This is a genomic window from Campylobacter concisus (genome assembly GCF_002914195.1).
In the GTDB taxonomy this organism is placed as follows: Bacteria; Campylobacterota; Campylobacteria; order Campylobacterales; family Campylobacteraceae; genus Campylobacter_A; species Campylobacter_A concisus_M.
The window spans coordinates 26948-39277 of sequence record NZ_PPAU01000094.1 but is presented as its reverse complement, the minus strand read 5'-3'; the positions used below and the strand labels follow the sequence as shown (position 1 = coordinate 39277).

The following is a 12330-nucleotide window of genomic DNA, read 5'->3' as shown; positions in this document are numbered from 1 at the left end:
GAACAATGACAGAGAACAAAATTGACTTAAATGAATTATTAGAAATGGAGAGGGATAAAATAATGTTAAAAGATGAGTTATTAAATTTTTTGTCGCGATATGCAAATAAATACCCACAATTTCAAAGCGAGGCTAGTATTTATGAGTTAAAAGAAAGTTTAATTTTTTTAAAAAATTTTAATACTGAGGGCAATTCTTACGTAGATTATTCCGCCAAATTTACCATAAATAAATACATTCAAGATTTAGAAGCCATAGCCAAGAAAAAAGAACGCAAACAAACAAGAAATGAACGCCTACTTAAAAAAATAGAAAAAGCTATTAATACATTATATGATATAAAAGAGGATTTTTTTATGGGTGAAGATATTGACGAAGAGGACCAAAAGGCTATGTATCCTGATGAGATAAAAATGCGTAAAAACATAGATGATTTAATATACGCACTTTACTTAAAAATTGATTGTTATGAAAAAGATGAAAATATTACGCCTACAATAGCAAACAAAAAATTTGATAAAGCTTTTTTTGAACTTCTAAACGAAAGAAAAAAGAATAATATTAGTCCCATAGAGTTAGCCAAAGCAATAACACAATTAAGGGTTACTATAAGAAATATTTTTAACAATAAGCCAAATATACGGATAAAATCCGACAGAGAAGCATAAAAAACACCTCTAAAAATTTCTTACATCAAAAGCAATGTAAGAAATTTATTTTTTACATTAAAACTAATGAAATTTTTTAAAAATCTACATTAAAAAATAAACATCTTTTATTTTTCTAACATCGATTTTAACGCCACTTTTACACTAGCTATTAACATTTTTATTTATTAATATTCTTACATCAAATCAACTTAAGCATATCAAGCTTGCAAGCATTCAGGCTTAACCATTTGAGAAAAATTACATATACAAGGATTAAAAATGCAAAACAAAGCCCTACTAAATTCAAAAGAAACAGCGGAGTTTTTAGGCATAGGAGTATCAACACTTTACAGATACAAGAAATCAAGCGACTTCCCAAAACCTATCATTTACACAAATCAAACTATCCGCTTTAAACGTGATGACCTCGAAGCCTTTATGTATAAAAAGCAAGGCGGAGCGACACCAGAGCAAGGGGGCGAAAGATGAAGCCCCTAAAACCAAGATACGATAAGTTAAGCGAAGAGGATTTTTATTTAGGCTTTATGCTAATAGTAAAAGAGCAAATACCAAGCCTAGCCGAAGCCATAAGCAACGACGAGATAAGCGAACAAACAAAGCAGGCGTTAGATGTAGCCCTTAGCTTTTACGATACATCGCTACAACTAGCAGGGGACTTAAACAAACTAAAGGACGAAAACAAAAAGCTAATAAACGGCTTTTTTAAACAGCGAAAAAAGGGTAAAAAATGAAACTTCAAATTACAACAGCAGGCAAAGGCGGAGCGATAATCGCTATCGAGCCTCAAAAGATAAAAGAATTTACTAGCCATTTAAGAGCTTATGGCGTTTCGAGTGTGAAAGAAGCACCACAAGGGCTAATAAATATGGCTTACGACCTATTTTACATCAACAAAAATTTAAGAAAGCAGGTAAGAGAGCTAACAGAACAAGGATACAACGATGAAAGCAATAGTAACGTTTAATAATTTAGATTTAGAAGTTTTGGAGTATAAAGACACGTGGAGCTTATCAGATAGACAAGTAGCCGAGGGCTTTGGAGTTACACAAGAAGCAGTAAGAAAACAAAGAACGCAAGGCGCGACCGAATACATCGAGGGCGTGCATTATTATTACAAAGATATGTATAACGATGGCAAAGGTGGCGTATATGATACACCCCCGGACAAATCGGGCGGGGTGTCTAATAGTCAAAAAATGGTGTTTTGGACTAAAAAGGGCGTGATAACTCTAGGCTTTAAGCTAACCGAAACACCTCAAACGATAGCTTTTAGGGACTGGGCGAGCGATTTTATCCTAAACAGCAATAACCGCCCTACTACTATTCAAGAGCTTTTAGATAATCCTCGCTCACTTGCAGAACTAGCCCTAAGATACGCTGACACACTAGAGGAAAATAACCGCCTCGAAGCTCAGGCGATAGAAAATAAGCCTTATATTGCATATGCTAAGACAATTGAAAGCAGTAAAGGCAGTATTAAAATAGGCGATTATGCGAAAACGCTTTGCAATAAAGAGCAAGGCATAAATACAGGGCAAAACCAGTTATTCGCTCTAATGCGCGAACTAGGGATTTTGATGTTTAATAATGAACCTTTGCAAAAATATCTAAATATGGGTTATTTTGAATATAAACCACAACCATTTACAAAGCCAAACGGCGAGCGGTGTCTAAGCTTTAGACCCCTAATAACACCAAGAGGTCAAGTAAAGTTAGCTAAAAAGCTAATCGAGGCTATAAAAGCTAAAAATACGCCTCGAATAAAGAGCTAATTAAAGAATTTTAGGGGCGGTCAAGCCGAGCAAGTTTAGCCGCCCTTTAAAAGTTAATTTCAATGGATATTTTAGCAGAACTTGCAAGCATTATCAACCCAGCCGAGAGCAAAATTTACATAGACACGATAAGGGCTACATTTTTCAAAAAAGCTATCACGCAAAAGACCCATAAAAAATCGACCTTTTAAAGTCAGTTGCTCGAAAATATGGCAAAAAATGGCAAAAGCTGGATAAGCAGACAGCCAAAGCGGTAAAAATCGAACGCAGGCACGAGTTTAAAGGTTATGAGATAGTAAATATCTATACTCTTGGCGACTTGCCTATTTTCTACGCTACATTAAAAAACGCAGGCAATGAGCCACAAAAGGCGTTATTTGAAGTTTATGGACTTAGGCAATATAATAAGACACCTCCACCAAAAGAGTTAATAACGGAGCTTCTAGGCGTGATAAATAACGTTTCATCGCTTGATTTGTGTTTTGATAAGGATAGCCCCTTTAACCTTGACCCTTTTTTGCGATGAGGTTATTAGCTTTGAAAATACCAAGTATCTAAAAAACAACGATGTATTAACTAGAGTGTATTTTTATGACAAGGCAAAAAAGAATAATCTAAACTTGCCTATCTACCGAGCCGAAGCCGTAGTAAGCATAAATCCTAAAAGCAAAGATAATCCCTTGCCACTCAAGCAAAGGCTAAATTTGCAACTCCCATACGCCCTAGATGAGTTTAAATCCATACTGGATAAGACCACGAAAGAGCAAGACACAATCAAGCCCTACAAGTCAAAAGAGAATAAAAGAGAACTAAGAGCATAAGCGGATATTTGCAAGGAGGGCTTTAAAGCACCCTCGGTGAATTTCGCCGTAATTATACAAGCCATTTTTAAACAAATCAAGCAAAATCTATTATGATAACCAGCCGAGATTTTGGCTCGTTACCTCAACGCAAGACGAATTCGCTGCCCCGAATTTTCGGGGGAGTGAAGCCCTTATTTTATGCGTTAGCCTATTTTTTAGCTTACGTAGCAATGCCCCTTAAATGTGAGTTTTGTCCGTCCCCTTAAAATTAAGGCAACGAGCCGACCCCTAAAAATAGGCTATCCGCCCAACTAGCTCTAACAATGAAACCCAAATAAACCTATTATCAAAGCTCGAGCCTTGAAAGTGAAACGTAAAAGCTACCTATGTTAAACATAGCCAGCTTTAAAAGATGACCTAGATTTAATCTACCTCATCGCTCCATAAAAAAATAAAACGACGACAGCCAAAGGGGTGGATTATATGCTGCTCCACAAAAAAAAGGAGCAGGTTATCCACAAAAAAAGGGAAAACCTAGTAAAAAATGGATTTCACAAAAAAAATGAAAACGGCTTTTAACCTTAAGCCAAAACAGCCCTTTTTTAGCTTGCTTAAGGTTTTATAAAAAAGGGTATTGCAGAGATTGCCACCGCTTGCCATATTTTTAGCGTTTTTCGTTTATCTTTTTAAATCAAAAATCAAAGCTAGCACCGCAGGGCTAGAGCTTTGCACACAAGCCATGCACGAGCGAAAATCACAATTTAAGAAAACGAACGTATAGTGTGCCCTTGTAAAACTACCCTACAATGACCTTTTTGTTACAAAAAATCTCCTCTTTTCCTTAAATGAAAAAACTAATTATTAAGAGGGCTAAAAATATTTACATTAAGGTTAAAAATGAGAAATTTTTTTACAAAAAAAGTGAGATGGGTTAATTGCAAATTTACAGAAGCAAAGATTGATTTTATAGACTACAAAGACACTTCACTTTTAAAGTATTGCTTGTCAGAGAGATTTAAAATCATGCTTGGTATAATCTAAAAAACCAAAAAAGGATGAACTTCTTAAAATACACGCTTTGAAGCAAAGTGAAAATTGCAATTAAGAAAATTTGATAAGGGCAAACTTGAAAATAGCGATAAATGGCACGAGTGGTTTTGTTGGCTCAAATTTGTGTGAGTTTTTAGCTTCAAAAGGGCATGAAATTTTAAAAATAAAGCGCGAGATTTATGCGGATATTTCAGCTTTGACTGAGATTTTGCAAGAGTGTGATGCTCTAATAAATTTAGCTGGTGCAAACATCTCACAAAGATGGAATCAAAGCTATAAAAATGAGCTTTTTAATAGCCGAATTACAAGTACGAAAAACCTTGTTTTGGCACTTTCAAAGACTTCAAAAAAGCCCAAAATTTTCATCTCAACTTCGGCGGTTGGCATTTATGAGAGCGGTTTAATACACGATGAAAGTTCGCAGAATTTTAATAAAGGATTTTTGGGAAAATTGGCGGTGGCTTGGGAAAATGAAGCGTTAAAGGCCAGTGAGCTTGGCGTGAAAACGGCGATTTTTAGGCTTGGCGTAGTGCTTGGCAGAGGGGTTGATGGCAAAACGGGCGGTGCTTTGGCTAAGATGTTGCCGATTTTTAAGCTAGGTCTTGGCGGCGTTTTGGCAGGCGGAAAGCAGAGCTTTTCGTGGGTGCATCTGGACGATTTACTAAAAGCTTATGAGCTTGTGCTAAATCGTGAAATTTCAGGCATTTTTAACCTTGTTTCGCCAGAATTTGCTACCAATGAAAGCTTCACAAAGACCCTTGCAAACACACTTAAACGCCCAGCCATTTTTAATGTCCCAAGCTTTGTTTTGCAGCTAAAATTTGGCGAAGGCTCGGCGATATTGCTTGAAGGTGCAGATGTGCGACCTGTAAATTTACTAAAACAGGGCTTTGAGTTTAAATTTGGTGATTTAAACGCTGCTTTGAGTGAAATTTTAAGCTGAGATTTTTTAAAGGCTCAACAAAACTTAAGCAGATTTTCTCTTATCGCCCTAGGGGCACAGCTGACACCCTAGAGGGTAACACGTGTAACGTTACATGTAACGGACGAACTCGTTACAAATGATATTAATCCTCTTTGTTTTCAGTGTAGGGCTTAACTACCTCAACGATTTTATCCATATCAAGCGACTTAATGTAGTTTTCAAGCATAAATTTTAAATAAGGTGGATATGGAGTGCGTGACCCCCAAGCATTAACTGTTGCGTAAGGGATGTTGGATAATTCACTAAGTCGTTTTTTATTGATACCAGCTTTATTTAACAAGTTTTGAAATTCGTTTTTATCCATTTTTTTAGCCTTTATTTTTTTATGAAATAATAGCATAACGCAATAAAAAATAAAAATAAAATATTGTTATGCTATTTTAGTTAATAATCTTTTAAGTATCGTTACAATATGATTTTACTTAAAATTAATAGCGTAAATATACTTTAAAGGAATAAAAATGAAAGTAATTTTTGAGGAACTAAACAACAAATTTGACTTAGTCAATGAGATACCGCCGTTATTAAACCAAGTATCAACATTAATGCTAGCTTTAAATGTTAGCGAGCAAGATGAGTTAATTAATGAAAAAAGCAGGCTATCGGCTAGCTTTTTGTTAAGCAACATTCTTGACGACGTAGCCGAGGCAATAATCAAATATTATGAACAAGGGGCAAAAGATGAGAGTTAGAACATACATAAAATTATACGAGCTTGAAAAGGCTCGAAGCTTTGATGAGCTAATAAGCACACTAGAGCAAAGCGAGAACGTCAGCAGAGATGAAGCTATTTATCAAGCAGGTGCTAAGGCGTGGCTATTCGTAGATTATTACATTAACGAGCTCAGGCACGCAGAAGCACAAGTAAAGCACTTGAAAAGACAGCTTGACCGCCTAAGCCCTGGTGATAAAAGCAAAGAGGACTTTAGCAAAAATAATCCCCTAGAAGCCAAAGGGATTTTTACATGGCACAAGCCCTTAAAAGGTGCGAGCTTGCAAAACGATATGCAAGCAAGCTAATATAATCTAAAGGGGCAAGGCTAGCCCCTAACCTCATCACTCCACGAGAGGTTAAACAGCCTTTTTCATAAAATACTGAAAAAATCAAAAAGGCTAAATCGATGCTACCAAAAGAGTTAAACACGCTAGAAACCTTTTTTAAAGTCCTTGACAAGTTTTACCCAGACTGGGAAAAGCGAGCAGATGATTATTACTTAACCGAAATAGCCTTTTTAATCCTAAAAGTGTTTAATAGCCCTTACACGGACGAAACTATTATTAACAATTTGAGAGTTATGAAAGTGAGTAAATACGATAAAGAGCTAGCCAAAATTTACGCTTTGCCACTAGAGGCTTACTCGTGGATTATGCAAAATAGAATGAAGCCAGATAGGGCAAAGGCGAGCGTAAAACGATATGTAAAAAATGCGATGTAAAGAAACGGCTATTTATTTAAATACCAAAGCATAAAACAGCAAAGAAACGGCGAAAGCTTTCGCAAAGGCAAGAACCAGAGCAAGCGAGGTTTTAAATAGTAAGTGCGAAAAGTTACCATACAAACAACGATAAAAACAAGGCTAAAAGCGAAAAGTTACCACTAAAAAGAATGGGAACAAAAATGAGCGCTCAGCTGAAGCCAAAATAACGCTGTTATCGGCACAAACTCAAAAATCAGAAATAGAAATGAGCGCCTAAGTGAATACTAAGCGAATACTAGCAAGCACGCAATAAGCGTATAAAGTGGGTAGTTGGTGAATAAAAGTGAATGCCAAAAGTGAATACTAAGCCACCTTTTAACAATACAAGATAAAATAATCAAAAGAAAGGGTTGCAAATGCAAACATTAACTATACGGACAGATAACGCCGATTTCATAGAAAAAGCAAGAGAGATACTAATAACGCTAGCTAAATTTGACGGCGTGAAGCTAAACCTAAGCGATGAGGTTAAATATCAATCGCGCTTTAGCGAATATGAAGCGGATGTTAAGGCTATCAGACGCGGAGAGCTTGAAACATATCCGCTGGAGGGAATACGCGACGAGATAGCCAAATGGTAATTAAGCGCACGGCACGTTTTAACCTCGAATTAAAAGCAGTGTTTGATTTTATCGCAAAAGATAATCCAAATAGGGCGCAGAGTTTCGTTAGCAAGTTACTGGACGCCGTGGAGCTTTTGAGCGACAATCCACGATTAGGACGAGCGATAACGGACGACAAAAGAGAGCTAATCGCCAAAGGTTATGTAATGCCCTACTTGATTGACAAAGACGCCATTAAACTTTTAGGCATTTACAAGGCTAACGAGTGGCAAGCGTGAAACGTATAAAAGCGATAACGTTTCACAAAATAACCTTAATTAAGTTTTCGAGCAAAAAAGAGATGAAAACTAATTTTTCTTAAGCCAAAATGACCACTTTAAGCGTCCGAAACTTAAACCATTTAACTTTACTACTTTACAATCCTATATTTTAGGCACTTACAATTATTTTGTATTGAAAACTAAACTTTTCATAACCAACAAATCAAACACTTAAAGCTTAAAAAGCTAGAGTGTATAAATGAGTGTAAAAATTATTGATTTTAATTTTATTAAAAGTCGATAAAAACGGACTTTAAAGCTAAAAACATTTTCCGCTTAACTCCACCATAAATCTAAATACATCTATCATTATTTATACCTTTTGCAAAAATAACTTTTTACAAAAAAAGATGCCAATATGTAAAAATTTAATGAATAATTGATATCAAGACCCTTATCAACATTAGTAAAAGTTAATAACTAAAAAATAATTTTATAAATTTTTATCTTGCTTTAACAAAAAATAAAATAATATTCGCTATTAAAATTCAAAGGAAAAAAATGTTTTTAAAACGAGGAAAAATCATTTTCAACATCCACCTAATAATTGGGCTAATTGCGGCTATTCCGCTAATATTCATGACTCTTTCAGCACCATTTGCATCTTATAGAGAAGAGATCAAAAGTGCGATAAATAAAAATTTTATAAACCTAGTTCCTAGTGAAAAAGAAAATTTAAGTTTAAATGAACTCCTAGCTAAAGCAAAAAGTGAGATTCAATTTGATACGCTTGAAAGCTTACAAATAGGTGGAGCAAATGAAGCTTATCGTATAAGCATTACAAAAGATAAAAAGCAATTAAATTTCTTTATAGATCCAAGGAGTGGCGAAGTTATTAGCGAGGACTGGGGTGAGAAATTTCGTATAATTATCTTAAGTCTTCATAGAAATTTAGGACTTGCCTTGCTTGATAGCAAAGTACCAGCCAATATCGGCAAACAAATAGTTGCTATTAGCTCTATCATCATGGCTCTGCTTGCTATCAGTGGACTCATCCTCTACGCACCAGCGATCAAGCGAAATTTCTTAAATTCTCTAAAAATTAAGCCAAAAGCAAAGGGCTACGCCTGCTTCTACAATCTTCACACCAGCCTTGGCACCTACGTGGCGATCTTGCTTGTAGTGATGTCACTAACTGGACTTTACTGGTCTTATGGCTGGGTCAGAAGTGGCGTAAATAGTATATTTTTTGATCTAAAAACAGCTCCAATGAAAAAAAGTCTACCGCAATCAAATTTACTCCCAATAAACGACGAGAAATTTAAAGAGATCGAGGCTGTGAAGCAAATTTTTAAAGATAACGTCACACTAGAGCTAAAATCGCTCACGATAAACGTGCCTGAAAATAACCAAACTACCTACACTATAAACTACGAAACTAGCGAGAGCCAAGTGGGCAAGCTAAAGCTTGACGCGAGCGCTGGCAAGATCAAAGAGAATAAACTTGTTAGCAAGTCTGAAAGCATCCCAGAGGTAAAAAAGGCTGGTCGCAAAGTACTTAGCCTGCATACTGGTGAGATGTTTGGCGAGATCGGCCAGATCGTCTTTGCCGTATCATGTGTGATCGCAGTTTTACTAATAATAACTGGCTTTTTGATGACCATAAAAAGGAGCAAAGCCATCTAAATAAAAGTAAATTTTTACCTTGCTTTGGGTAAGATTTTAAGAAATTTTTACCACAAACAAGAGAGAAATTTATGAATAGAAAACGCATCTACAACCCAAGTTCAAATGAAAATTTGACTGACAGAAGAGTCTTTAACGGCAACCCACACGGCATTTTAAATTTCACCAAGGCAAAATACGAGTGGGCGTTAAAGCTTTGGGACCTCATGGAAGCAAATACCTGGTTTCCAAAAGAGGTCGACACCACCGACGATGTGCGCGACTACGCCTACAACCTCACAGAGGCCGAAAAACGCATGTACGACCTAGTTTGGAGCCAGCTCATCTCGATGGATAGCTTTCAGACAAACAACCTAGCTGACAACATCAACCCTTACATCACCGCGCCAGAGATCAACGCCGTGCTAAGCCGCCAAGCCTACGAAGAGGCAAACCACAGCAAGTCTTACGCTGTCATGGTCGAGGCGATCTGTGACAACACCGACCTCATCTACGAGATGGAGAAACATGACGACGTCTTGCGTGAAAAAAACGACTACATCTCAAGCGTCTATGAGGAGCTTGCGGGCGAAGTGACTGATGAGAAGCTGCTTCTTGCAATGGTTGCCAACCAAATTTTAGAGGGTATCTATTTTTACAGTGGCTTTACAGCGATCTACGCTCTAGCTCGCGCTGGCAAGATGTTAGGCTCAGCGCAGATGATCCGCTTCATCCAACGCGACGAGATCACGCACTTGCTTTTGTTTCAAAACATGATAAATTCAGTCCGCAAAGAGAGACCCGACCTTTTCACTCCCGAGACTGAGGCAAAAATTTATGATATGTTTGAAAAAGCTGGAAATTTAGAGATCAAATGGGGCAAATATATCACTCAAAACCAAATAATGGGCTTTACTGATGATATCATCGAGCAGTACATCCACTATCTCATCGACCAACGCCTAGTTGCGATCGGCCTAAAACGCAAATACAACGTCGCTCACCCTATCAAATGGGTCGATGACTTTGCGAAATTTAACGACCAAAAGTCAAATTTCTTTGAAGCAAAGGTGACAAACTATAGCAAGGGAAGTATCAGCTTTGATGACTTTTAAAAATAGCATCTTAGCCCTTGCCTGCGTGCTTTTTGTGGGGTGTGCGAGTAGTAGCAGCCAGAGGGCGATCGACATAGCAAATAAGGATCTATTAAATAGTTTTAACCCTTACATACTTGTCAAAACAGACGAAACCAAATATGTTATCATCTACCAAAGCATGCCAGCTGGCGATGTCCGGCCAAGTCTGGCACCTATCGGGTCTGCTCTTTTTGTCGATGTTTTAAAGCAGATAAATAGGGTATGTAGCTTTAAATCCACCGACCTAAAAGAGACTAGAGTGGTATATTTTGACGATAAAACCTCGTTTTCTTACGAAGTATGGGTCTTTAACGATCCGCTTTCACAGCGTGATAACAAGACCACAGCCATAACAGTTTTGCTAAAGCCAACTCCTGAAATTGGCGGGACGGATATGGATTTTAGAATTCCAGAAAATTGCCATGCGCCAAAGCAAACTATATTTGTATTTGGAAAATAAATGAGCGAAAATTTAAACCTAATAAGCCTAACTTTAAAGGCAAAAAATGCTACCGAGCGGCTAGAAGAGCTTGCAAATTTAGTTGAGGCTGCACCTGAAAATTCACTCATTCTTGCAAGTGAGCTTTGCATCAGTGGCTACGACTTTGACGGCTTTTTTGCAGGGGCGAACAAAGCGATGCTTGGTGGTATGATAGGTAGCTTTGATGCGATGTTGCTTGAACGCTTGCAAGAGGCACTTAGCCCAGATAAATTTCTTGGTTTTACGCACCTTACCAGCCTAAATAAAAGCGCAGGTCTTGCTCAAATTTCGAATCTAAATCCGCACCAACCAAAAATTTATAACGAATTTTTACTTCTTAACTCAAATAACGTCTTTCATTCGCAGTTTAAGGCTGAGCTTTTTCGGCCAAATTTAGAGCATGAAATTTTTGCCGCTGGCGATGTGGGAGAGATAAATGCCTTTGATTTTAGAGGGCTAAAGCTTGGCGTACTAATCTGTTTTGAACTACGCGATAGCAGGCTTTGGGCAAAGCTAAAAGGATGTGACATTATCATGGTACCAGCCATGTGGGGCAAGGCTAGAGAGGATGCTTATCTTAGTCTTTGCAAGGCTCTAGCTATCGCAAACAACTGCTATGTCATGATCTCAAGCTCTCTTGCATTAGAAGTTGCTGGAGTATTTTTACCAAATGGCACGCTTGTTAAAGAGACGATATTTGATGCAAATTTAATAAAAGAGATCAAAACGAATTTAGGGATTTTATAAATTTTAAGATAAGTTTTAAATCGTATAATAACGATTTAATTTTTATTTAGGATATAAATTTTGACCCAACTAGAAGCGATAAAATGCCAAAATTTAGCTAGCGACATAGCCGACGAGATCACACTAAGCCCACTTTTATTTGACGCGATATCAACAACCGAACGCGAAATTTTCGTACCCATCACCGCCCATGCTTATAAACTTGACGCTCAGCCCATACTGGGCAACCAGTGGATCAGCTCGCCACTAACTGTGGCAAAAATGACGATGGCACTAGAGTGCGAAAATATGGACAATATCCTAGAAATAGGCTGTGGCAGTGGCTATCAAGCAGCGATTTTAAGCAAACTTGCACATAGAATTTTTAGTGTCGAGCGAATAGAGAAACTGGCCATGGAGGCAAAAAAACGCTTCGAGGTACTAAAAATAAAAAACGTACATGTAAGATATGATGACGGCAACAACGGCTGGCGAAGCTACGCACCATTCGATCGTATCTTGCTCTCGGCAGCTGCTGATGAGATCTCGCTAAATTTATTTAAACAGCTTAAAAATGGTGGAATTTTAGTAGCTCCAATGAAGAAGGATGGCAAGCAATTTATCGCTAAATTTAAAAAAGATAAAGATGGAAATTTAGAAAAAGAGTACTTAGATGAGTGCCTTTTTGTGCCACTTCTTGAAGGTAGAGAGTAGTCCAAAATTAGGCAAAGCCTAAGCCT

19 protein-coding genes and 1 pseudogene are annotated in these 12330 nt (G+C 37.3%); 19 read left to right on the top strand and 1 reads right to left on the bottom strand.

What is annotated here, in order from left to right:
* Nucleotides 1–5: 5 nt before the first annotated feature.
* The 9 genes and pseudogenes from CYP28_RS05445 to CYP28_RS05415 all read left to right on the top strand — a co-directional run bounded on the left by CYP28_RS05445 (nucleotide 6) and on the right by CYP28_RS05415 (nucleotide 5239).
* Nucleotides 6–668 (top strand): hypothetical protein, encoded by a 663-nt coding sequence (locus tag CYP28_RS05445; RefSeq protein WP_103593409.1) that lies wholly within the window; start codon nucleotides 6–8, stop codon nucleotides 666–668.
* A 261-nt stretch (nucleotides 669–929) separates the two neighbouring features.
* Entirely contained in the window at nucleotides 930–1139 is a 210-nt protein-coding gene (locus CYP28_RS05440; RefSeq protein WP_103593408.1) for a helix-turn-helix transcriptional regulator, read from the top strand.
* On the top strand, nucleotides 1136–1402 hold the full coding sequence (locus CYP28_RS05435) for a hypothetical protein (RefSeq protein ID WP_103593407.1): 267 nt from the start codon (nucleotides 1136–1138) through the stop codon (nucleotides 1400–1402). Before CYP28_RS05440 ends, CYP28_RS05435 begins: the two co-directional genes overlap by 4 nt.
* On the top strand, nucleotides 1399–1635 hold the full coding sequence (locus tag CYP28_RS05430) for a hypothetical protein (protein WP_072595198.1): 237 nt from the start codon (nucleotides 1399–1401) through the stop codon (nucleotides 1633–1635). The genes CYP28_RS05435 and CYP28_RS05430 overlap by 4 nt, the downstream gene beginning before the upstream one ends.
* Nucleotides 1613–2443, top strand: coding sequence for a phage antirepressor KilAC domain-containing protein (locus CYP28_RS05425; protein ID WP_103593406.1), 831 nt, complete (start codon nucleotides 1613–1615; stop codon nucleotides 2441–2443). Before CYP28_RS05430 ends, CYP28_RS05425 begins: the two co-directional genes overlap by 23 nt.
* A 62-nt stretch (nucleotides 2444–2505) precedes the next feature.
* Nucleotides 2506–2634, top strand: coding sequence for a hypothetical protein (locus CYP28_RS10630; protein WP_258032471.1), 129 nt, complete (start codon nucleotides 2506–2508; stop codon nucleotides 2632–2634).
* A 315-nt stretch (nucleotides 2635–2949) separates the two neighbouring features.
* Entirely contained in the window at nucleotides 2950–3264 is a 315-nt protein-coding gene (locus CYP28_RS10625) for a hypothetical protein (RefSeq protein WP_242047076.1), read from the top strand.
* An 879-nt stretch (nucleotides 3265–4143) separates the two neighbouring features.
* A pseudogene (locus tag CYP28_RS10620) lies at nucleotides 4144–4272 on the top strand (hypothetical protein); the annotation flags it as partial.
* Between the two features lie 100 nt (nucleotides 4273–4372).
* Complete coding sequence (locus CYP28_RS05415; protein WP_103593405.1) at nucleotides 4373–5239, top strand: TIGR01777 family oxidoreductase; 867 nt, start codon at nucleotides 4373–4375, stop codon at nucleotides 5237–5239.
* A gap of 124 nt (nucleotides 5240–5363) precedes the next feature.
* Here the strand turns inward: CYP28_RS05415 and CYP28_RS05410 are convergent, their stop codons facing one another.
* A complete protein-coding gene (locus CYP28_RS05410) occupies nucleotides 5364–5585 on the bottom strand; it encodes an acyl carrier protein (protein WP_103593404.1) in 222 nt (73 codons plus the stop codon).
* 157 nt (nucleotides 5586–5742) lie between these two features.
* Between CYP28_RS05410 and CYP28_RS05405 the strand changes: the two genes are divergently transcribed.
* The 10 genes from CYP28_RS05405 to CYP28_RS05360 all read left to right on the top strand — a co-directional run bounded on the left by CYP28_RS05405 (nucleotide 5743) and on the right by CYP28_RS05360 (nucleotide 12304).
* Entirely contained in the window at nucleotides 5743–5973 is a 231-nt protein-coding gene (locus tag CYP28_RS05405) for a hypothetical protein (RefSeq protein ID WP_103593403.1), read from the top strand.
* On the top strand, nucleotides 5963–6301 hold the full coding sequence (locus CYP28_RS05400) for a hypothetical protein (RefSeq protein ID WP_103593402.1): 339 nt from the start codon (nucleotides 5963–5965) through the stop codon (nucleotides 6299–6301). Before CYP28_RS05405 ends, CYP28_RS05400 begins: the two co-directional genes overlap by 11 nt.
* Before the next feature lie 101 nt (nucleotides 6302–6402).
* Complete coding sequence (locus tag CYP28_RS10615; RefSeq protein ID WP_242047075.1) at nucleotides 6403–6717, top strand: hypothetical protein; 315 nt, start codon at nucleotides 6403–6405, stop codon at nucleotides 6715–6717.
* Nucleotides 6718–7115: 398 nt separating this feature from the next.
* Nucleotides 7116–7340 (top strand): hypothetical protein, encoded by a 225-nt coding sequence (locus CYP28_RS05390; protein ID WP_103593401.1) that lies wholly within the window; start codon nucleotides 7116–7118, stop codon nucleotides 7338–7340.
* Nucleotides 7334–7600 (top strand): type II toxin-antitoxin system RelE/ParE family toxin, encoded by a 267-nt coding sequence (locus CYP28_RS05385; protein WP_103593400.1) that lies wholly within the window; start codon nucleotides 7334–7336, stop codon nucleotides 7598–7600. Before CYP28_RS05390 ends, CYP28_RS05385 begins: the two co-directional genes overlap by 7 nt.
* A gap of 543 nt (nucleotides 7601–8143) precedes the next feature.
* Nucleotides 8144–9268, top strand: a complete 1125-nt coding sequence (locus CYP28_RS05380) for a PepSY-associated TM helix domain-containing protein (RefSeq protein ID WP_103593399.1) — start codon at nucleotides 8144–8146, stop codon at nucleotides 9266–9268.
* 71 nt (nucleotides 9269–9339) lie between these two features.
* Nucleotides 9340–10362, top strand: coding sequence for a ribonucleotide-diphosphate reductase subunit beta (locus CYP28_RS05375; RefSeq protein WP_009494790.1), 1023 nt, complete (start codon nucleotides 9340–9342; stop codon nucleotides 10360–10362).
* Complete coding sequence (locus CYP28_RS05370; RefSeq protein WP_181000425.1) at nucleotides 10349–10843, top strand: hypothetical protein; 495 nt, start codon at nucleotides 10349–10351, stop codon at nucleotides 10841–10843. Before CYP28_RS05375 ends, CYP28_RS05370 begins: the two co-directional genes overlap by 14 nt.
* Nucleotides 10844–11611 carry a carbon-nitrogen hydrolase family protein gene (locus CYP28_RS05365; protein WP_103593397.1) on the top strand — a complete coding sequence of 256 codons (768 nt, stop codon included), beginning with the start codon at nucleotides 10844–10846 and terminating at the stop codon, nucleotides 11609–11611.
* 60 nt (nucleotides 11612–11671) lie between these two features.
* Nucleotides 11672–12304, top strand: a complete 633-nt coding sequence (locus CYP28_RS05360) for a protein-L-isoaspartate(D-aspartate) O-methyltransferase (RefSeq protein WP_103593396.1) — start codon at nucleotides 11672–11674, stop codon at nucleotides 12302–12304.
* The last annotated feature ends 26 nt before the right edge of the window (nucleotides 12305–12330 follow it).